Here is a 21147-nt window from a genome sequence, read left to right on the forward strand (position 1 = left end):
GCAAGGGCCATCGTGAAACCAATCGGAAGTTCTTCATTATTTATCATTTTGAAATCTCCTTTCATTTTTATATTAGTATGTGTTGGATTTTTAACATCATACTGTTTTTCCGGAAGATAAAATGATATAATGTCACTATATATTTTTTGAATTTATTATAGAAGGGAATGGAAGTATGCAGTATACAGCACCGCATTATTACAGCAGATTTAAATGCATTGCGGGAGAATGTCCGGACACCTGCTGTGCGGGATGGCAGATTGTGATTGATGACCGGTCACTGAAAAAATATAAGAGGCAGAAAGGTATCTTAAGAAACAGGCTGCACAACGAGATTGACTGGAAAGAAGGAACATTCCGGCAGTATGAGGGACGTTGTGCGTTTTTAAACGGGGATAACCTGTGCGACCTGTATCTGGAGGGCGGCAGCAAGATGTTCTGCCGGACATGCAGAATGTATCCCCGGCATATCGAAGAGTTTGAAGGGCTGAAGGAAGTCTCTCTGTCGCTGTCCTGTCCGGCAGCGGCTGAACTGATTCTGGGAAGTGATGAACCGGTACGTTTTATTACAAAAGATGTGGAGAAAATGGCGGATGAGGAATATGAAGAATTCGATTATCTCCTTTTCACAAAGCTTGAGGACGCAAGGGATCTGATCCTTAGGATCCTTCAGGACCGGAATATCAGAATTAATGTACGGTTTGCATTTGTACTTGCGTTAGCCCATGACCTGCAGCAGAGAATCGATAAAAATGCGTTATATGAGGTCGACAGTCTAATCGAAAGATACCAGAACGAAAATGCTGTACGGTGGTTTGAGGACAGGGTGGCCTTATACGAGCGTGACGGGAAAAGAGAAGAGAAGCGGATGAAATCGTTTAAGGCGGCATTCTCTGTTTTAGACGGACTGGAAGTATTGAAGGGTGACTGGACTTCATATCTTGAGAATGCCAAGGATACAATTTTTACGGCAGGTCCTGCTGTTCAGCCGGAAATACCGGATGGATTTGATGTACAGTGGGAGCAGCTGATGGTGTACTTTGTGTATACATATTTCTGCGGTGCAGTCTATGACCGGCAGGCATACAGCAAGATGAAATTTGCATTGATGGGGACACTTTTAATCAGGGAAATCAGCAGGGCCGTATGGATTCAAAACAAAAGAAGCAAGGCCGACCGGAATGCAGCAATGTGCGATCTCATGGAGGCCGCCAGACGTTATGCAAGAGAGATTGAACATTCTGATTCCAATAAAAACATGGTGGAAGAACGGCTGAAAAACGAATCCAATTTTGGAATGGACTCGTTTTTGCAGATGTTTTAAAGATAGGAGGAGAAGTGTATGAAGAATATGAAGGCGGTTGTTTATAAAGGCGATGGCATCATCCGTCTTGAAGACCGTCCGATCCCGGATATCCAGAAAGATACGGATGCACTTGTCAAAGTCACCCTGACGACGATTTGTTCCAGCGATATACATATTAAGCATGGTGCTGTGCCCCGTGCAAGGAAAAATATCATTCTGGGGCATGAGTTTGTAGGTGAGGTTGTACGGGTCGGACATGATGTCAAAAAAATCCGCCCGGCTGACAGGGTGGCTGTAAACGTTGAGACTTTCTGCGGCAAATGCTATTTCTGTAAAAGAGGATATGTCAATAACTGTACTGACAAATACGGGGGCTGGGCGCTGGGGTGCAGGATTGACGGCGGACAGGCCGAATATGTCAGGATTCCTTTTGCTGATAACTGCCTGACAAAAATACCGGATTCCGTGAGTGACGAGGCGGCGTTGTTTACAGGCGATCTGCTGTCTACCGGATATTGGGCGGCTAAGATGGCGGATATCAGGCTTTCAGATACGGTTGCCGTCATTGGTGCAGGTCCGGCCGGGATTGCTGTCATGAAATGTGTCGGCCTGTATAATCCTTCCCGAATCATAGGAATTGATATTGATGACTCCAGGCTGGAACTTCTCCGAAAGAACAGGATTGCTGATGTTGTTCTGAATCCCCTGAGGGATGATGTGGAAAAAGTGGTTCGAGATATGACGGAGGGGCGCGGTGCAGATTCTGTGCTGGAGGTTGCCGGAAGTAAGGAAAGTTTTGAGACGGCCTGGAGGATTGCAAGGCCAAATGCAGTAGTCGGTGTTGTTGCGATGTATGAAGAAGATCAGGTTCTGCCTCTTCCGTCGATGTACGGGAAGAACCTTACATTCAAGACCGGAGGTGTAGATGCTTCTAATTGTGAGGAGATTCTGCGGCTGATTGAAAACGGCAAACTTGATACGGAATGTATGATTACACACCGGACGACGCTGGACCATATCATGGAAGCCTACCAGATATTTGAAAATAAAGAGGACGGTATGATTAAATGTGCAGTCAGAGTATAACTGCTTTGGAACGGCCGTCATAGAAAAGAGATGACTCACAAAAGATGACATTATATAAAAGAGTGATAAGCTTCTTTTTAGCGGTGCTGCTTACCATTTCTATGATTTTCTGGAGTTCGGGGTTCATTCTGAGCGATGAAAAAAGCATGGAAGTATACCAGGACATAAGAGAGTCACTGCCTGTAAAGGAAGACATAGATGTGCCGGAGCCCCCCCTTGAACGGAATTTGGATGAATCCATGATGATCATCGAAACGGGTGAGCTTCCGGATTCATGGCAGCTGGAGGTGCCGATTGTATATCAGGAACCGGAGCTTCCGACAGGCTGCGAGTCCATCGCTCTGACCATGCTCCTTATGTATGAGGGGTTCGAGCTGGGGAAGACGGATATTGCAGACGAATATCTCATTTACAGTGAAACCGGGGATTTCGCAGACGGATATGTGGGAAACCCCTATTCTTACGAGGGCGCGGGGTGCTTTCCACCATCTCTGGCCAGAACAGCAGAGAGATTCCTAGAAGAAAATGACTCTGAACTTCATGCAGAAAATATTTCGGGTAAGAGTCTGGGTGAATTGTGTTATTATGTGGCAAACGGCATCCCCGCTGCTGTCTGGTGCACAATGTATATGTCATATGATATATGGCTGTATGAAGATGGGTTCGAGCAGGACGGAATCTGCTACAACTGGTATGAGAATGAACACTGCACAGTACTGACCGGCTATGATCTGGAGAACAGGACGGTTACGATACACGATCCTTTGGAAGGCATTGTGGTGAGAGATATGGATGAATTCGAGTATATCTATGACGCCATAGGACGGTTTGCCCTTGTAATTCTGTAAAACAGGTTCTAATATCCGGCTCCCTTTACTATATTGGTAATAGACGATATAGCAGAGGGAGTTTTTTCATGAAATCAGTCCTGGCGTTAATTTTAAGTGCATTACTGTGCGTACAGAATGTATATGCAATGCCGGCAAAAGAGTATATTGCCTATGAAGATACTCAAAAGCAGGATCAGACTGCGCAGGATGAAACGGATGCAGAGAATCCAGACGATACAGCAGAAGAAGGGGCAGATGCTTCCGGGCCTGAAGTCAGCGCACCGTCTGCCATTTTGATGGAAACATCAACCGGGGAAATCATTTATGAGAAAGACGCAGATACAGCACGCCCTCCGGCAAGTGTAACCAAGATCATGACAATGCTGCTCATATTTGATGCGATAGCAGATGGAAAAATCAAACTGGAAGATCAGGTGACCACTTCCGAATTTGCCGCATCAATGGGTGGTTCCCAGGTTTTCTTAGAGCCGGGTGAGACCCAGAGCGTTGACACAATGCTTAAATGCATTTCTGTTGCAAGTGCCAACGACGCCTGTGTGGCAATGGCAGAATACATATCCGGAAGTGAAGAAGAATTTGTCAAACAGATGAATGAACGTGCAAAAGGGCTTGGGATGGAGAATACTCACTTTGTGAACTGCAACGGGCTTGACACAGACGGGCATGTGACAACGGCCAGAGACATTGCTCTCATGTCGCGTGAGCTTCTCACAAAATATCCCCAGATACACGACTACTGTATGATCTGGATGGAGAATATCACGCACACGACAAAGAAGGGAACAACGGAATTCGGCCTTACAAATACGAATAAACTGGTGCGCCAGTACGAGTATGCCACAGGCCTGAAAACAGGGTCAACGGGACTTGCAAAGTTCTGTGTATCTGCTTCGGCTAAGAAAAATGATATTGAACTGGTTGCAGTTATCATGGCGGCTGAAGATTCCAAAGCCAGATTCAGGGATGCAACCGCATTATTGAATTATGGATTTGGAAAATGTCAGTTATACAAAGATGAGAACCCCGGAAATTTGAAAGATATTGAGATAAAAGGCGGTGTACAGGAAAGTGTGCCGTGTGAGTATGGCAGCACATTCAGTTATCTGGATACGACCGGAGCCAATCTGGCCGGGATTACAAAGAAATTAAAGATGAAAAAAAGTCTGGATGCCCCTGTGAAAAAGGGCGACAAAGCAGGCAGCCTGATTTATGAATTAAATGGTAAGGAAATCGGGAAGGTCGATATTATTGTTACTAAAAATGTAAAGAAAGCCGGATTTACTGACTATTTGAAAAAAGTTCTGTCCAGATTCCGGACGTAAGGCTTTCACGGACCGATGCCGTGCAGCGGGGGCACGGCACGGTGCAGATAGTAACAATAAATCTATTACCATCATTCCGGTGTAAAGAAAAAATTGAATTTCATAGTAAAAAATGGTAGGATAGTTAAGTGATACAGGGAATACAATAAATTGTATACAAGTATACCAAGAGGAGAGAGAACATGGATTACTCAAAAATGATTGATCATACAATATTAAAACCAGATGCTTCAAAGGCAGAAGTGGAAAGACTCTGCCGGGAGGCAATAGAATATGGATTTTGTTCAGTATGTGTAAATTCCAGTTTTGTGTATTATTGTGCACAGCTTTTAAAAGGCAGCGATGTGAAAGTGTGCACGGTTGTTGGATTCCCGCTCGGGGCCATGTCTACTGAGGGGAAAACGGCAGAGACACTTACGGCTGTCAATGACGGCGCACAGGAAATTGATATGGTAGTGCACATAGGTATGGTGAAGAGCAGGGAATGGGAGTATGTGAAACAGGATATCGAGTCTGTCGTGGAAGCAGCAGGAGGCAATGCGGCCGTAAAGGTGATTCTTGAGACCTGTCTTTTGACAGATGAGGAGAAAATCAGGGTGTGCCAGATTGCGAAAGAAGCAGGGGCTGCCTTTGTAAAAACTTCAACTGGTTTTTCGACCGGAGGTGCGACGGTACATGATGTGGCCCTGATGAGAAAGACTGTAGGCCCTGTCATGGGAGTGAAAGCATCCGGGGGAATCCGCACGCTGGAGACAGCGAAGAAACTGACTGCGGCGGGAGCGGACCGTCTGGGGACAAGTTCGGGGGTTAAGATTGTTAAATCTCAGAAAGCGGAAGAAGTGAAAGCTGAGAGGATGAAATCATGATAAAGACACTTCTGATCTTGTGTGCCGTGTGCCTCCTGCTGTTCCTGATCTTGATAGCGGAAGGGAGACGAGAACTTAAGTTCTTTAAAGTGACCAGATACAAGTTAAACGTACCCAAATTTAGAGCATTAGATTCGGCTAAAAAGGTGATCCTGCTGGCAGATCTGCATAATAAAGTGTATGGTACAAAAAATGGGGAACTTCTGGACGCAGTCCGCAGGGAAAAGCCTGATATGATCCTTGTCCCGGGAGATATGCTTGTAGGTAAGGACAAGGTATATTATAAGGAAGCAATGGAGTTTATGGCGCAGCTTCCGTCAATAGCGCCTGTTTACTACAGCCTCGGGAATCATGAACAGCGCATGAAAGAGGATCCGCAGAAATACGGAGACAGTATTTTCCGGGAATATAGGGATAAATTGAAAGAATCAGGGGTTATTTTTCTGGAAAATGAGATGGCAGAGTGTATGATGGACAGGCTTCCTGTGAGGGTTTTGGGGATTGAGCTTCCCATGAGTACATATGAGAAGTTTAAGAGGCATGATGTTTCAGCCAGGGATATAGAGGACTGCATTGGAAGAAGTGAATCAGATAAATACCAGATACTGCTTGCACATAATCCGGCATTTTTTCCTGCATATAAAAATTGGGGGGCAGACCTGACGGTTTCCGGCCACCTTCATGGCGGGATCATCCGTATCCCCGGCCTTGGCGGGATTATCACGCCTCAATTTGTACTCTTCCCTAAGTACTCAGGGGAGCTGACCGTGGAAGGGGAACAGGCCATAGCAGTGAGCCGCGGGCTTGGAACACATACAGTCAATCTCAGGTTCTGCAATTATGCCGAGGTTGTAGTAATCGAACTGATTCCATCCTGACCACCTGTTACTGTTCAATCCCATCCTGTCATTACGCTGACAGGATGGGAGCCGTAACACGGATTCCCTCTAAGTATGACTTGTACAATCGCGGGAATTCCCGTATAATAGAATACAGTGCGAAAAAATGCCCGGAGAGTGAAAGAATGGGAATACCAGTAAAGTTAGAAGTGTTCGAAGGCCCACTGGACCTTTTATTACATTTGATAGATAAGAATAAGATTGATATTTATGATATCCCGATCGTCGGGATAACGAACCAGTATATGGATTATATCCGTGATATGCAGCATGAAGACCTGAATATCATGAGTGAATTCCTTGTAATGGCAGCTACGCTGCTGGATATCAAATGTAAAATGCTCCTTCCCAAAGAGGTGAATGAGGAGGGAGAGGAAGAAGACCCCCGTAAGGAACTGGTGGAACAGCTTCTTCAATATAAACTATATAAATATATGGCGTATGAACTCAAAGACCGCCAGATCGATGCAGACCAGGTTCTCTACAAAAGCCCGACGATTCCGGAGGAAGTGAAGGGATATGTGGAACCGGTAGATATAGACCTGCTTTTGGACGGTCTGACCCTGACAAGGCTGAACCGTATATTCAAAGAGGTCATGAGGCGGCAGGATGATAAGATAGATCCCGTAAGAAGTAAGTTCGGGAAGATTGAGAAAGAAGAGGTTCCGCTGCCTGTCAAACTGAATTATGTAGAGGACTATGCAAAGTCACATAAGAGGTTCAGCTTCCGGCAGCTTCTGGAGCAGCAGGTAAGCAGGATGCATGTCGTAGTGACATTTCTGGCAGTACTGGAATTGATGAAGATGGGGACCATTCGGGTAGAACAGGAGGATACATGCGGGGATATCATGATTGACTCGCTGATTTGAAAGGGATGGAAGAGGATATGGAAATTGAAAAACTGCAGGGTATCATCGAAGCAATCCTTTTTACAATGGGGGATTCTGTAGAGCTGGGTAAGATTGCTGCAGCGATTGAACATGATGAGGACACAACGAAAAAGATTATACATAATATGATGGACAGATACGAACAGGAGAATAGAGGAATCCGTATTATTGAACTTGGGGATTCTTTTCAGATGTGTACAAAAAAAGAAGTGTATGAATATCTGATCCGGATAGCAAAGCAGCCGAAAAAATATGTCCTGACGGACGTGCTGCTGGAAACGCTGTCTATCATTGCCTATAAGCAGCCGGTTACGAAGCTTGAGATTGAGAAGATCCGTGGGGTGAAATCGGACCATGCCGTTAACAAGCTCGTGGAGTATGGACTCGTGGAGGAAGTCGGCAGGATGGATGCACCGGGCAGGCCGCTTTTATTTGGTACTACGGAGGAATTCCTGCGCAGATTCAGCGTACAGTCTCTGGATGAACTTCCGGTCATTAATCCGGAACAGGTGGAACACTTTAAAGAAGAGGCAGAAGATGAGGCACAGCTGAAGCTGGATATATAAGGTGAATTTACCGGAAAGTACTGCTGTTCGGGAAAAATGAGGTTCTAATACGGTAAAGTTACACATAAATACTAATAATATAGTATGGTGTGGAGTGCTTTATCGTGAGAAAAGAGGAAAAAAGAAAAGAAAAAGGGACGGCAGGACCCCTTATCATATGGAAAAGAATTGCGGTGTTTTTACTAATCTTCGGCCTTGCCATAACAGGGGTCCCCGGGAGGCAGAACCTGATTGCAGAGGTTCAGGCAGAGGAAGGTGAACCGCAGAATCTATACGCCCAGTCGGCAGTTTTGATGGATGCAGACAGCGGGCGTATTTTATTTTCTAAAAATGGACAGACAGAAAGGGCAAATGCGAGCACCACAAAGATTATGACCTGTATACTGGCACTGGAATATGGCAGTATGGATGATGTAATGACCGTCAGTGACCATGCTGCATCGCAGCCGAAGGTCCATCTGGGGGTGGCTTCCGGGCAGACATTTTACCTCAGGGACCTTTTGTATTCCCTGATGCTGGAATCCCATAATGATTCTGCGGTTATCATTGCAGAGAATATCGGGAAAAGCGTGGAAGGGTTTGCCGATATGATGAATGCGAAGGCAAGAGAACTCGGATGCAGCCATACATATTTTATTACCCCGAACGGACTGGATGCGGCGGATGACAACGGAATCCACCATACAACGGCAGAAGATCTGGGGAGAATCATGAAATACTGCATTATGGATTCCCCCCGGAAGGATATGTTTCTGGAGATTACAAGGACTGCAAACTACCAGTTTACGGACTGCTCCGGCAAAAATTCCTACTCCTGCACAAATCATAATGCATTTCTGCAGATGATGGACGGGGCGCTTTCAGGGAAAACTGGTTTTACAGCAGACGCGGGATATTGCTATGTAGGGGCACTCCGGCGTGATGACAGAACGTTCATAGTGGCACTGCTTGCCTGTGGATGGCCGAATAACAAAAGCTATAAATGGGCCGATGCGAAGGCTCTGATGAATTATGGCCTGGAAAACTACGAATACCGCAGTCTGTGGCAGGATATCGATCCCGGCAGTATCAAAGTGAAAAACGGGATCAATAAAGAAAAGCCCTTTGATATGGAAACAGAAATCAGCCTGACTGTGATGGGAGAGGACAAAGACTGGAAAATGCTCCTGAAAGACAATGAGCAGGCAGAAGTGACATGGGATAAGGAAGAAAGTCTGGAGGCACCGGTTACGAAAGGACAGAAAGTGGGCGAGGTCAAATATTCCCTGAATGGGGAAATATTAAGGACATATGACATATCGACATCCTCAGGAATCAGGGAAAAGACTTTTGAATGGTACTTAAAAACGATATTTAGCATGTATTTTATAGGAGCAGATTAGATGATTAAAATACATCAATGTAAATGATTAATTTTACCACTGGATAATGACAGATTCTTATGTTAGTATAGGTAAAGATAAAAAAAGACAACTAATTTGATTAAATATAAGGAGATGTTATTATGAAGAATTACGAGAAATACCAAAGAACGTATTTTATGCCCCCCGAACCCTGTTATGACTGGGTGAAAAAAGATCATATCGCTGCACCGCCCGTTTGGTGCAGTGTTGACTTAAGAGACGGGAACCAGGCATTGATCGAACCTATGAGTCTGGATGAAAAGATTGAATTTTTCCAGCTTCTGGTTGATGTCGGATTCAAAGAAATTGAAGTCGGGTTTCCGGCTGCTTCTGAAACGGAGTATCAGTTCCTGCGTGCTCTGATTGAACAGAACATGATTCCGGATGATGTGACGATTCAGGTACTGACGCAGGCAAGGGAACATATTATAAAGAGAACTTTTGAGGCAGTAAAGGGAGCACCGCATGCTGTAATACATGTATACAATTCAACATCAGTCGCCCAGCGCGAGCAGGTTTTCAAGAAAAATAAAGAGGAAATCAAGAAAATTGCTGTTGATGGGTCGAAATTACTGAAAAAGCTGGCAAAAGAGACAGAAGGAAATTTTACGTTCGAATATAGTCCTGAGAGCTTTCAGGGAACGGAAGTGGATTATGCACTGGAGGTGTGTAATGAGGTCCTGAAGGTATGGAAACCTTCGAAGAAGAATAAGGCAATTATCAATCTGCCGACTACAGTTGAGAATGCGATGCCCCATGTATTTGCAAGTCAGGTGGAATACTTCGATAAAAATCTCTACAGCCGTGAGAACGTAATACTTTCACTGCATCCACATAATGACAGGGGCTCTGGAGTGAGTGACGCTGAGTTGGGAATCCTTGCCGGGGCAGACAGGATTGAAGGAACATTGTTCGGAAACGGAGAACGGACAGGTAACGTGGATATTATCACACTGGCGATGAATCTGTTTTCCCAGGGTGTGGATCCGGGACTGGATTTCTCTAACATGAGTGAGATTTCTGAAACATATGAGAGACTGACAAGGATGAAGGTATCCCCCCGCCAGCCTTATGCCGGAGAACTTGTATTTACGGCATTTTCCGGATCACATCAGGATGCGATTGCCAAAGGAATGACATGGCGTGAGGAAAGAGAATGCGATGACTGGACTGTTCCATATCTCCCGATCGACCCGAAGGATGTGGGGAGGAGATACGATTCAGATGTAATCAGGATCAACAGCCAGTCAGGAAAAGGCGGCGTAAATTACATACTGAAGCAGAGCTTCGGCATCAGCCTGCCGGAGAAGATGAAAGAAGAGGTCGGATATCTTGTCAAAGACGTTTCTGACAAGGCACATAAGGAACTGACTCCTGACTGGGTTTACCATATATTTGAAGATAATTATATCAACGCGAAATCAATCTTTACAGTGGATGAGTGCCATTACAAACAGGAAGACGGCATTGTTGCAGAAGCTACGATTCACCATGCAGGCAGCAACAGAGTTATCACAGGCGTCGGAAACGGACGTCTGGACGCAGTCAGCAATGCAATCAAACATTATTTTGATATCAGCTATGAGCTTGCATTTTACGAAGAACACTCCCTGACAAAAGGATCTTCCTCAAAGGCCGTTGCATACGTGGGGGTTGTGTGCAATAAGAAGAAATACTGGGGAGTCGGGATCGATGCCGATATCATCAAGGCCTCCGTGGAAGCACTTGTTGTAGCAGTGAATAAGATAGAAGAGATCAAAAATTCCGAGACATGTAAAGACGAAAGGCTGCTGGAGATTACGAATTATATTTATGCAAATTATAAAGATGTTACGTTGGATGATCTGTCAGAAAAGTTCTTTCTTTCCAAACCGTACCTGTCAAAGTATATCAAGGAAAAGTCAGGAATCACGTTTGGAGATATCTTGAAAAAAGTCAGGATGAAAAAGGCAAGGGCGATGCTTAAGAGCAGCAATGCTACAGTGGAGAGTATTGCAGAGTCGGTTGGTTATCAGAATGTAGAACATTTCAACAGAGTGTTTAAGAAGATGTATAACATGACACCGGTGCAGTTTAGAAATAGAAAATAAAGCAAGATCCCTGTCGGAACAATAAGTGTTCCGACAGGGATTTCTTTTGTGCAGAAGGAGGAGATTAGTCTGCAAAAAAGGGCATTGGATTTCTTAAAGAAACCAATACCCCTTTTCTCATTAAGCAATTGTCTGCTTTTGCAATTATTGTTCTGAAGCCAGATGATCCAGACTCTTGCTTCCAATCCAGAGAGCAAGACCTAAAACAATTACAATAACACCAAGTCCGCCGTAGCCAACCCAGAATGTAGTAGTCTTCAGCCATCCATATAAGTATGGATACAACAGATTTGCAAAAAATACTGCGATTGGCCAGAAACCTAACAGAAGACCAAGCACTTTCGCAGGTGCAATCATTGTGATAAATGAGTTACCAAGCGGTGAGAAGATCATTTCACCGATTGACATTAACAGAGATACAAGTACGATCCAAAGCAGGGAAGCCTGGCCGTCACCTCTGATTAAATCAGCAGCAACCATAACGATGTATGCAAGACCTACTAACATCATTCCAAGAGCAGTCTTTTTGAACATACTCATGTCACCCTTCGGACGTTTTGCCATCTTAGCCCAAACTACAGCGAGTACAGGTCCTAAGATAATACATGTCAGTGCGTTCATAGAGTCAAACCATGCAGTCGGAACTGTGAAGCTTCCAATTACCCAGTTTGCGTGGTTCAGGAAGTTCTCGCCATCGCCCCATCCAAAGTAGAAGTAAGCCGGCATATAAGCAAGGTACCATACAAACCAGAATACTGCTGAGAACAGTGTTACTAAAACAATAGCGAAGATACGTTTCTTGTCTCCGCTTGTAAGCGGTTTGCTTTCTGCTTCTTTCTTCTTTGCCTTGTCTACGAACTGTCTCTGGTCATGTTTGAATGGCTTTTTACCAGCATCACCAAGAGCTTTTGAGTTCAGTCCAAACCAGAGTGCATCTACGAAAAGGAAGATTGCACAGAGTAAGAATACAAAGTTGAATCCTTTAGGGCCGATAAGAAGTATAACGAATGTTGTTCCGATGAATGAACCGATGTTTACGAATGAATACTGAATGGAGAATGCACTGTTCAATTCATCCTTGTCTTCAAACAACAGACCGTTAACACCTGAAAGGTTTCCTTTGAATAAACCTGTTCCTACTGCGACAAGAACGATCATAACCCATACAAGAGTCATTGAGTGAGCCTGCCATGTACATAAGTAACCAAGTCCCATTAAGATCATACCTATGATAACGCAGAGTCTTGGGCTTAACCAGTAGTCAGCGATGTATCCTCCAACCATAGGTGTGATATATGTAGCTGCTACGAAACCTGCAGAGATTGAAGATGCATAAACATCTGATAATCCAAGTCCGCCGCCGCCTACAGTTGTTGCGATCCAGATAGCGAGCATGTATTTAACTACATAGAATGCGCAACGTTCAAATGTGAAACCTAAAGCACATACATAAAAGCCAAAAGGTCTCTTCTTTTTTGCTGTTTCCATAATAAAAACCCTCCAATTAGTTTTTTATTGTTTTTGCACATACTGTGCGGGTTTGTGAGAAAATAGACTATGTTCTAGACTATGTTCTCTTTGCGTTAGAAAAACCTCCTCCTTCGTTAAAATTTTCTCCATGAGGAGATTGTACCATAGTTTATACAAAAGGACAAACAAAACTTTATATTTTATTAATAAAATTTTACAGGGAGTTTATAAGTGAACCTTATTATTGCGCGAAAATTAAAGAAAAAAGGAATAAACTAATTATTTCATGCCCAGATATTGACAAATATAGGAAATTATGCGAATATAATAACAGTAATTATTATTGATTTTATACGAAAGAGAGGAAGAAAAATGCATCAGTTTACGGAAATCAGAATCCCTATTGAAAAAGACAATCCTTCTATAAAAAGGAACGAGGATTTGTGCATCAAATGCGGGCAGTGCAGGAGGGTCTGTGAAGAAGAAATCGGGGTCGGAAAGCTGTATTCGCTGAAGAGCACTTCTGATAAGGCAATTTGCATCCACTGTGGACAGTGTGCTAATGTCTGTCCGGTTGGTTCAATCACAGAGGTGTATGAGTATCAGAAAGTAAAAGAAGCAATACGGGATCCGGAAAAAGTGGTGATTTTCAGTACTTCACCATCAGTAAGAGTGGGTCTGGGGGAAGAATTCGGAATGCCTTATGGAAGCTTCGTTGAAGGAGAGATGGTGGCAGCATTAAGAAGGCTTGGGGCAGATTATGTGCTTGACACGAACTTTGCAGCGGACCTCACCATTATGGAAGAGGCATCCGAACTGGTACGCAGAGTAACAGAAAACGACAAGCCGCTTCCACAGTTTACGAGCTGCTGTCCGGGCTGGGTTAAGTTTGTGGAGACATTCTATCCTGAGATCCTGCCGCATATTTCCAGTGCAAAGAGTCCGATTGGCATGCAGGGGCCGACGGTCAAAACGTACTTTGCAAAAAGCAGGGCAATTGACCCGGAAAAAATCGTGAATGTCGCAGTTACACCGTGTACGGCTAAGAAATTTGAAATACGAAGAGATGAAATGAATGATTCTGCCTATTTGCTGGACATTGCGAATTTACGGGATATGGATCATGTGATAACGACAAGAGAACTTGCCCGTTGGATGCGTGAAGAGGGAATCGAACTGAAAGACGTGGGAGTGAGCGGCTATGATGAACTGATGGGAGAGGCTTCTGGGGCTGGTGTGATTTTCGGAAATACAGGAGGTGTTATGGAAGCGGCTGCACGAACAGCCCATTTCCTGATAACCGGCGAGAATCCCCCTGATGACTACCTGAAACTGAATCCGGTACGCGGGATGGACGGGATTCGTGAAGCTGATGTAAAGATTGGGGATACATCTCTTAAGCTGGCCGTCATTCATGGTACTGAGAACGCCAGAAAATTTCTTGACAAGTGGAAGGAAGATCAGCCCCACTATGATTTCGTAGAGGTAATGGCCTGCCGAGGTGGATGTATCGGTGGGGGCGGCCAGCCGAAAACAGAGATTCCGATGACCGATGAAATACGGAAGGCAAGGATTGCATCCTTGTATACAAAAGATTCCGGGATGCAGCTCAGGTATAGTCATGAGAATCAGGAGATCAAAAAGCTGTATGACGAATTCTACGAGGCACCGCTTTCCGGACTAGCGGAACAGATGCTGCATACATCATACAGGGATCGCTCAAAGGATCTTGGACCCGAAGGGAAATTACATATTAACGAGGCAGAAGAAAATTCAGAAACTAACAGGAACATTAATATAGAAGAAAAGGAGAACGAAACAATGAAAAAGTGGAAATGTACAGTATGCGGTTATATTCATGAGGGGGAGAACCCGCCAGAGCAGTGCCCGATCTGCAAGGTTCCGGCGGATCGGTTTGCGGAGGTGATAGAAGATGTAACGGCTGACGTATCTGAAGAGACAGTACAGGCAGATACGGCCGTGAAGAGACCTGAGGAAGCTCCTGCAAAGGGAACGAAAACAGAAAAGAACCTGATGGAAGCTTTTGCAGGCGAATCTATGGCGAGAAGCAAATACACATACTGGTCTGGTGTAGCAAAAGAAAATGGTCTGGAGCAAATGGCGGCCATTTTCATGGAAACAGCCGAACAGGAAAGAGAACATGCTAAAATGTGGTTCAGTTTATTCCACGGTATTAATGGGGTAGAACAGAATCTGATTGACGCAGCGGCGGGGGAAAACGAAGAATGGACTCAGATGTACAGACGCATGGCGGAAGAAGCACGCGAAGAAGGGTATGATGCAATTGCGGCAAAGTTTGAACTTGTAGCCAAGGTTGAAGCACAGCATGAAAAACGTTACCTTCGTCTGTTGGAAAATTACAGGGCCGGAAAGACCTTTAAAGGGGAAGCACCGCTAGGCTGGAAGTGCAGGAATTGTGGATATATACATGAGGGGCCGGAGGCTCCGAAAACGTGTCCTGTATGCATGTATACAAAAGCGTATTTTGAGCGTCAGGTGCATAATTATTAATGAGCTGCCAGCGAATAATATTTGCTGTCTATTAGTGGAGAAGCACAGGGTTCTGTGCTTCTTTTTCTGCTCATCAGGAAGCGGTGGCATATTCTGTGAAAAAAATATCAGAATGTGTATTTATTAATTGAAATTTTATATTAAGTGGTATATACTAGAATAGGCAGAAATTTTGGTTTAATTTAAACAAATTTTATAATATGGAGGGCTAGATTATGAGCTACAATGCTACAGAAAACTCAGCAAGCAGGCGAATTGCCATGCTGCTTGATGAGGGGAGCTTTGTTGAAATCGGCGGCGCTGTTACAGCGAGAAGTACAGATTTTAACTTGCAGACAAAAGATACTCCGGCTGATGGTGTCATCACAGGTTACGGGGTAATTGACGGCAATCTTGTTTACGTGTACAGCCAGGATGCTACAGTTTTAAAAGGATCCGTCGGTGAGATGCATGCAAAGAAAATTGCAAACATTTATGACATGGCAATGAAAATGGGGGCACCGGTTATCGGACTGGTCGACTGCGCAGGCCTGAGACTTCAGGAGGCAACAGATGCTCTGGAAGCTTTTGGAAGCTTATACTTTAAGCAGTCTATGGCTTCAGGTGTGATTCCGCAGATTACAGGGATATTTGGAATGTGCGGCGGCGGTCTTGCAGTAGTGCCGGGACTTACAGATTTCACATTCATGGAGAGTAAAGAAGGCAAGTTATTTGTAAATTCTCCAAATGCTCTGGAAGGCAACATTGATTCCAAATGTGATACTTCTTCAGCAGAGTATCAGAGCAAGACAGCAGGTCTGGTTGACGGGATTGGCGATGAAGCTGATATTCTCGGACAGATCCGCGTGCTGGTCAGCATGATTCCTGCCAATAATGAAGACGACCTTTCCTATTCGGAATGTCTGGATGACCTCAACCGTGTCTGCGCTGATATTGAGAATGCAGCAGAAGATACAGGGATCGCTCTTGCAGCTATTTCTGACAGCAATATATTCTTCGAGACAAAGAAAGAATATGCAAAAGACATGGTAACAGGATTTATCCGCCTGAATGGCATGACGGTCGGCGCTGTAGCTAACCGCTCCAAGGTATATGATGCAGAAGGAAATGTTGCAGAAGAGTTTGATAAAGCACTTTCTGTTGACGGATGCAAGAAAGCAATTGATTTTGTGAACTTCTGTGATGCCTTTTCCATTCCGGTTCTCACACTGACAAATGTGACAGGCTTTACTGCTACAATCGAATCCGAAAAGAACATGGCAAGAGCCGTTGCAAGACTTACTTATACGTTTGCAAATGCGACAGTACCGAAGGTGAACGTGATTGTTGGAAAGGCTTACGGCAGCGCATATGTAGCAATGAACAGTAAATCAATCGGGGCAGACATGGTTTATGCATGGCCGTCAGCTGAAATCGGTATGATGGATGCTTCACTGGCAGCAAAGATTATGTATGCAGACGCCGACGCCGATACTCTGAAAGAGAAAGCGGCAGAATACAAAGAACTTCAGTCCAGTCCGGTTTCCGCGGCAAGAAGAGGATACGTGGATGCAATCATCGAACCGGCTGATACAAGAAAATATGTAATAGGGGCATTCGAAATGCTGTTCACAAAGAGAGAGGATCGTCCGGACAAAAAACACGGAACGGTTTAGTGAGGTGAGGCAAAGTGAAGAAAAAAATCAGTATATTAGGTCTTGTCTTTCTCCTCATCTTCAGTTTCACAGGATGCGGAAGCAAAGCAAAAGACACGGCAGATTATGATCAGGCTACGATGCAGAACTACGCTGACACGATTGTCCAGAGCTTCAATAACATGACGGATGACGACCTGAACAGATTTGAGGACATGTCAGATCTGGAACTGAATCTGACATTGATGCAGTCAGGACTTCCGATTGAAGGCGATGACTTTGTGACTATGATCGAGGCATGGAAGGCCGGACAGAAAGAATGCGGGGCTCTTGTAGAGGTCGGCGAATATGAATTTACAACAACTAACAGCGGCGCAGTACTGACTACCAAGGCCCAGTTTGAAGACAGGGACGGCGAACTTTCCTTTACATTCGATGACAAAATGAATATGGAGAGTTTGACAGTAAATGCGGATTACGCAACAAGTGAGATACTGAAAAAAGCAGGACTTAACACAATCCTTGGAATGGGAACTGTATTCGTTGTATTGATTTTCATTTCATTTATTATTTCTTTATTTAAGTTCATACCTGCAATTGAAAAGAAATTCAGTAAAAAGGCTAAAACGAATAATGCAGCACCGGCACCGGCAGCACCTGCGGCTCCAAAAGCGGCACCGGCAGCACCGGCGGTCACACAGGCTGCAGATAATGACGGAGAGCTTGCGGCAGTTATCGCGGCAGCAATTGCAGCGGCTGAGGGCACTTCTACAGATGGATTTATTGTCCGCTCTATTAAGAGAAGAAAGTCAAACAGATGGAGTTAATCAGGAGGAGATAAAAGATGAAAAATTATACAATTACAGTAAATGGCAATGTATATGATGTAACAGTAGAGGAAAAAGGAGCAGGCGCAGCACCGGCTGCAGCAGCCGCACCAGTAGTGGCTCCTAAGGCAGCACCGGCACCGGCCGCAGCACCGAAGGCAGCAGCAGGCGGAATTGAAGTGAAGGCAGGAGCAGCCGGAAAAGTATTTAAGATAGAAGCAAACGTAGGACAGAGTGTTCAGTCAGGAGATCCGATTGTTATCATCGAAGCTATGAAGATGGAGATCCCTGTAGTAGCCCCAGAGGCAGGTACAGTTGCTAGTATTGATGTAGCAGTAGGCGATGCCGTTGAATCAGGAGCAGTCTTAGCTACATTAAACTAGTTTACCAGGAGGTTTGACAAATGGAATATATTTCAAATACATTAGGAAACCTCGTGCAGCAGACTGCATTCATGAACCTGACCGTTGGAAATCTGGTTATGATCGCTGTTGCATGTGTATTCCTATATTTAGCAATCAGACACGGCTTCGAGCCGCTGCTGCTTGTTCCAATTGCCTTTGGGATGCTGCTGGTTAATATCTACCCGGATATTATGCTGCATGCAGAAGATGCTGCGAACGGAACAGGCGGACTTCTCTATTATTTTTATAAGCTTGATGAATGGTCAATCCTTCCATCTCTGATTTTCCTTGGAGTTGGTGCTATGACTGACTTCGGACCGCTGATCGCCAACCCGAAGAGTTTTCTCCTTGGTGCGGCAGCGCAGTTCGGTATTTTTGCTGCTTATCTCGGCGCTATGGCAATGGGATTCTCAGACAAAGCCGCGGCAGCAATTTCTATTATCGGCGGGGCAGACGGACCTACATCTATTTTCCTTGCAGGTAAACTGCAGCAGACGGCTATTTTAGGACCAATCGCGGTGGCGGCGTATTCCTATATGTCACTGGTGCCGATTATCCAGCCGCCTATTATGAAACTTTTGACGACTGAAAAAGAGCGTAAGATCAAGATGGAACAATTGCGTCCGGTTTCTAAACTGGAAAGAATTCTGTTCCCGATTATCGTAACAATCGTTGTTTGTTCAATTCTTCCAACAACGGCACCATTGGTTGGTATGTTAATGCTTGGTAACCTGTTCAAGGAGTCCGGTGTTGTAAGACAGCTTCAGGAGACTGCAGCCAATGCGTTGATGTATATCGTTGTTATCCTGCTCGGAACTTCAGTTGGTGCGACAACGAGTGCAGAAGCATTCCTGAACTGGGATACGTTAAAAATCGTAGCCCTCGGTCTGATTGCATTTGCATTTGGTACGGCAGCCGGAGTACTTTTTGGTAAGATTATGTGCAGGGCAACAGGCGGAAAGGTTAACCCGCTTATCGGTTCTGCAGGTGTATCTGCGGTACCAATGGCAGCCAGAGTTTCACAGAAAGTCGGAGCAGAGGCGGATCCTACAAACTTCCTGCTGATGCACGCAATGGGACCGAACGTAGCAGGTGTTATCGGTACTGCAGTCGCAGCCGGAACATTTATGGCTATCTTTGGTGTTAAATAATAATGGAGGACAAATAAATGGCAGAGATCGTAAAGAAACCAGTTAAAATAACAGAAACAGTCCTGCGAGATGCTCATCAGTCCCTGATTGCCACAAGAATGACAACAGAGCAGATGCTGCCGATCGTAGATAAGATGGACAAAGTCGGATACCATGCAGTAGAGTGCTGGGGAGGTGCTACATTTGATGCTTCCTTACGTTTCCTGCATGAAGATCCGTGGGACAGACTCCGTAAATTCCGTGACGGATTTAAGAATACAAAGCTGCAGATGTTATTCCGCGGCCAGAACATTCTTGGATACCGTCCTTATGCAGATGATGTGGTTGAGTACTTTGTACAGAAATCCGCTGCTAACGGAATCGACATCATCCGTATCTTTGACTGTATGAATGATATCCGTAACCTGCAGACGGCGGTTACGGCGGCAAATAAGGAAAAAGCTCATGCACAGGTAGCAATGTCCTATACACTCGGTGATGCTTATACACGTGATTACTGGATGGACCTTGCGAAGAGAATCGAAGACATGGGTGCTAATTCCATCTGTGTGAAGGATATGGCAGGACTTCTTGTTCCATATGAGGCGACAGAACTTGTTACAGCACTCAAAGAAGCTGTAAGCATTCCGATTGAAATGCATACACATTACACATCAGGTGTGGGCGGAATGACTTATCTGAAATCAGTCGAGGCAGGAGCAGATATCATTGATACTGCAATGTCACCATTCGCAATGGGAACATCACAGCCGGCAACAGAAGTTATGGTTGAGACTTTCAAGGGAACACCATACGATACAGGACTCGATCAGAACCTGCTCGCAGAAATCGCTGATTACTTCAGGCCGATCAGGGATGAAGCATTAGAGAGCGGGCTGTTAAATCCAAAGAACATGGGTGTAAATATCAAGACACTTCTCTATCAGGTACCGGGAGGAATGCTTTCCAACCTGACAAACCAGCTCAAAGAGCAGGGGGCAGAAGACAAGTTCTACGAAGTGCTTGAAGAAGTACCTCGCGTACGTAAAGACCTCGGAGAATGCCCGCTTGTTACACCATCTTCACAGATTGTCGGAACACAGGCTGTATTCAACGTCCTGATGGGCGAACGCTACAAGATGGCAACAAAAGAAACAAAAGACGTATTATCAGGAAAATACGGTGCAACAGCAAAACCGTTCAATCCAGAAGTACAGAAGAAGGTTATCGGGGACGCAGAAGTTATCACCTGCCGCCCTGCCGACCTGATTCCAAACGAGCTGGATACACTACGCAAAGAATGCGAGCAGTGGATACAGCAGGATGAAGACGTCCTGACATACGCACTGTTCCCACAGGTAGCAGTAGACTACTTCAAATACAGACAGGCACAGCAGACCAAAGTAGACGCAAAAGTAGCAGACACAGAGGACGGAGCTTATCCGGTTTAAATAAGAAATCCCTTGTGTGTATACTAGACATGTAAAAACCTGTCGGGTGCACGATAAGAACGTCCATAAAGCAGTAAATTGGAATAAGTATTCCTATAATATAAAGCAGAGAAAATGATGTACGCAGTTACAGTTCACATTTTCTCTGCTTTTTGCAGTGTAACTTTCCGACTTAGCCATTCTTTCGCTCGGCCTTAAGCCGGCGAAAGAAATTTTCCAATTTGATGCGCGCAGCCATTCAGGAGGCGGGGGTGGTTTCGGGAGCGTCTAGTGTGCGGTTGGAAGCACTTGCAGGAAAAGAGGGGGAGCTTATGGATAAAAAATGATTCCGAATCATTTTTTAAGGCCGCCTGAGCTTTGAAATCATTAGATTTCAAAGCGAATGCGACCGGGCCATAAGCTCCCCCTCTTTTCCTGCTA

At 44.9% G+C, this 21147-nt stretch carries 17 protein-coding genes; 16 read left to right on the plus strand and 1 reads right to left on the minus strand.

The features are described from left to right. The first annotated feature begins 175 nt into the window (after nt 1-175). The 10 genes from fliB (at nt 176) to A8806_RS05835 (ending at nt 11279) form a co-directional block, all read left to right on the plus strand. Nucleotides 176-1324 (plus strand): flagellin lysine-N-methylase, encoded by a 1149-nt coding sequence (fliB, locus tag A8806_RS05790; protein WP_109730249.1) that lies wholly within the window; start codon nt 176-178, stop codon nt 1322-1324. Between the two features lie 27 nt (nt 1325-1351). Beyond that, nucleotides 1352-2392, plus strand: coding sequence for an alcohol dehydrogenase (locus A8806_RS05795; protein WP_109730560.1), 1041 nt, complete (start codon nt 1352-1354; stop codon nt 2390-2392). A 44-nt stretch (nt 2393-2436) separates the two neighbouring features. Further along, nucleotides 2437-3240 carry a C39 family peptidase gene (locus A8806_RS05800; RefSeq protein ID WP_109730250.1) on the plus strand — a complete coding sequence of 268 codons (804 nt, stop codon included), beginning with the start codon at nt 2437-2439 and terminating at the stop codon, nt 3238-3240. Nucleotides 3241-3308: 68 nt separating this feature from the next. Continuing rightward, nucleotides 3309-4565 carry a D-alanyl-D-alanine carboxypeptidase family protein gene (locus A8806_RS05805; RefSeq protein WP_109730251.1) on the plus strand — a complete coding sequence of 419 codons (1257 nt, stop codon included), beginning with the start codon at nt 3309-3311 and terminating at the stop codon, nt 4563-4565. Between the two features lie 182 nt (nt 4566-4747). Further along, complete coding sequence (deoC, locus tag A8806_RS05810; protein WP_109730252.1) at nt 4748-5431, plus strand: deoxyribose-phosphate aldolase; 684 nt, start codon at nt 4748-4750, stop codon at nt 5429-5431. After that, nucleotides 5428-6309, plus strand: a complete 882-nt coding sequence (locus A8806_RS05815) for a metallophosphoesterase (protein WP_109730253.1) — start codon at nt 5428-5430, stop codon at nt 6307-6309. Before deoC ends, A8806_RS05815 begins: the two co-directional genes overlap by 4 nt. A gap of 146 nt (nt 6310-6455) precedes the next feature. Further along, on the plus strand, nt 6456-7199 hold the full coding sequence (locus A8806_RS05820) for a segregation and condensation protein A (RefSeq protein ID WP_109730254.1): 744 nt from the start codon (nt 6456-6458) through the stop codon (nt 7197-7199). A gap of 17 nt (nt 7200-7216) precedes the next feature. Continuing rightward, nucleotides 7217-7786 carry an SMC-Scp complex subunit ScpB gene (gene scpB, locus A8806_RS05825; protein WP_109730561.1) on the plus strand — a complete coding sequence of 190 codons (570 nt, stop codon included), beginning with the start codon at nt 7217-7219 and terminating at the stop codon, nt 7784-7786. Nucleotides 7787-7890: 104 nt separating this feature from the next. After that, the gene (locus A8806_RS05830; RefSeq protein WP_330405262.1) at nt 7891-9168 is read left to right on the plus strand and encodes a D-alanyl-D-alanine carboxypeptidase family protein; all 1278 of its coding nucleotides are present in this window, start codon (nt 7891-7893) and stop codon (nt 9166-9168) included. A gap of 122 nt (nt 9169-9290) precedes the next feature. Further along, nucleotides 9291-11279, plus strand: a complete 1989-nt coding sequence (locus tag A8806_RS05835; RefSeq protein WP_109730256.1) for a 2-isopropylmalate synthase — start codon at nt 9291-9293, stop codon at nt 11277-11279. Between the two features lie 144 nt (nt 11280-11423). Here A8806_RS05835 and A8806_RS05840 read toward each other — a convergent pair whose 3' ends face one another. Then, the gene (locus A8806_RS05840) at nt 11424-12767 is read right to left on the minus strand and encodes a peptide MFS transporter (protein ID WP_109730257.1); all 1344 of its coding nucleotides are present in this window, start codon (nt 12765-12767) and stop codon (nt 11424-11426) included. 354 nt (nt 12768-13121) lie between these two features. On the opposite strand from A8806_RS05840, the gene rbr reads away from it, so the two are divergent. From rbr to A8806_RS05870, 6 genes are all read left to right on the plus strand, one after another. Then, nucleotides 13122-15281, plus strand: coding sequence for a rubrerythrin (gene rbr, locus A8806_RS05845; protein ID WP_109730258.1), 2160 nt, complete (start codon nt 13122-13124; stop codon nt 15279-15281). A 215-nt stretch (nt 15282-15496) separates the two neighbouring features. Further along, on the plus strand, nt 15497-16936 hold the full coding sequence (locus tag A8806_RS05850) for an acyl-CoA carboxylase subunit beta (protein ID WP_109730259.1): 1440 nt from the start codon (nt 15497-15499) through the stop codon (nt 16934-16936). 14 nt (nt 16937-16950) lie between these two features. Beyond that, complete coding sequence (locus tag A8806_RS05855) at nt 16951-17742, plus strand: OadG family transporter subunit (RefSeq protein ID WP_109730260.1); 792 nt, start codon at nt 16951-16953, stop codon at nt 17740-17742. Between the two features lie 17 nt (nt 17743-17759). Next, nucleotides 17760-18125, plus strand: coding sequence for a biotin/lipoyl-containing protein (locus tag A8806_RS05860; RefSeq protein WP_109730261.1), 366 nt, complete (start codon nt 17760-17762; stop codon nt 18123-18125). 20 nt (nt 18126-18145) lie between these two features. Then, entirely contained in the window at nt 18146-19297 is a 1152-nt protein-coding gene (locus A8806_RS05865) for a sodium ion-translocating decarboxylase subunit beta (protein ID WP_109730262.1), read from the plus strand. Nucleotides 19298-19314: 17 nt separating this feature from the next. Continuing rightward, nucleotides 19315-20727, plus strand: a complete 1413-nt coding sequence (locus A8806_RS05870; protein WP_109730263.1) for an oxaloacetate decarboxylase subunit alpha — start codon at nt 19315-19317, stop codon at nt 20725-20727. Nucleotides 20728-21147 lie beyond the last annotated feature (420 nt).

The sequence above is a fragment of the Faecalicatena orotica genome, assembly GCF_003149245.1.
GTDB lineage: Bacteria > Bacillota > Clostridia > Lachnospirales > Lachnospiraceae > Faecalicatena_A > Faecalicatena_A orotica.

Excerpts from the sequence above, each read along its gene's own strand:
- A8806_RS05820 (WP_109730254.1), top strand. The coding sequence starts at position 6,456 with ATGGGAATACCAGTAAAGTTAGAAGTGTTCGAAGGCCCACTGGACCTT.
- A8806_RS05860 (WP_109730261.1), top strand. The coding sequence starts at position 17,760 with ATGAAAAATTATACAATTACAGTAAATGGCAATGTATATGATGTAACA.
- deoC (WP_109730252.1), top strand. The coding sequence starts at position 4,748 with ATGGATTACTCAAAAATGATTGATCATACAATATTAAAACCAGATGCT.
- A8806_RS05865 (WP_109730262.1), top strand. The coding sequence starts at position 18,146 with ATGGAATATATTTCAAATACATTAGGAAACCTCGTGCAGCAGACTGCA.
- A8806_RS05835 (WP_109730256.1), top strand. The coding sequence starts at position 9,291 with ATGAAGAATTACGAGAAATACCAAAGAACGTATTTTATGCCCCCCGAA.
- A8806_RS05805 (WP_109730251.1), top strand. The coding sequence starts at position 3,309 with ATGAAATCAGTCCTGGCGTTAATTTTAAGTGCATTACTGTGCGTACAG.
- A8806_RS05850 (WP_109730259.1), top strand. The coding sequence starts at position 15,497 with ATGAGCTACAATGCTACAGAAAACTCAGCAAGCAGGCGAATTGCCATG.
- rbr (WP_109730258.1), top strand. The coding sequence starts at position 13,122 with ATGCATCAGTTTACGGAAATCAGAATCCCTATTGAAAAAGACAATCCT.
- A8806_RS05800 (WP_109730250.1), top strand. The coding sequence starts at position 2,437 with ATGACATTATATAAAAGAGTGATAAGCTTCTTTTTAGCGGTGCTGCTT.
- fliB (WP_109730249.1), top strand. The coding sequence starts at position 176 with ATGCAGTATACAGCACCGCATTATTACAGCAGATTTAAATGCATTGCG.
- A8806_RS05795 (WP_109730560.1), top strand. The coding sequence starts at position 1,352 with ATGAAGGCGGTTGTTTATAAAGGCGATGGCATCATCCGTCTTGAAGAC.
- A8806_RS05840 (WP_109730257.1), bottom strand. The coding sequence starts at position 12,767 with ATGGAAACAGCAAAAAAGAAGAGACCTTTTGGCTTTTATGTATGTGCT.
- A8806_RS05815 (WP_109730253.1), top strand. The coding sequence starts at position 5,428 with ATGATAAAGACACTTCTGATCTTGTGTGCCGTGTGCCTCCTGCTGTTC.
- scpB (WP_109730561.1), top strand. The coding sequence starts at position 7,217 with ATGGAAATTGAAAAACTGCAGGGTATCATCGAAGCAATCCTTTTTACA.
- A8806_RS05870 (WP_109730263.1), top strand. The coding sequence starts at position 19,315 with ATGGCAGAGATCGTAAAGAAACCAGTTAAAATAACAGAAACAGTCCTG.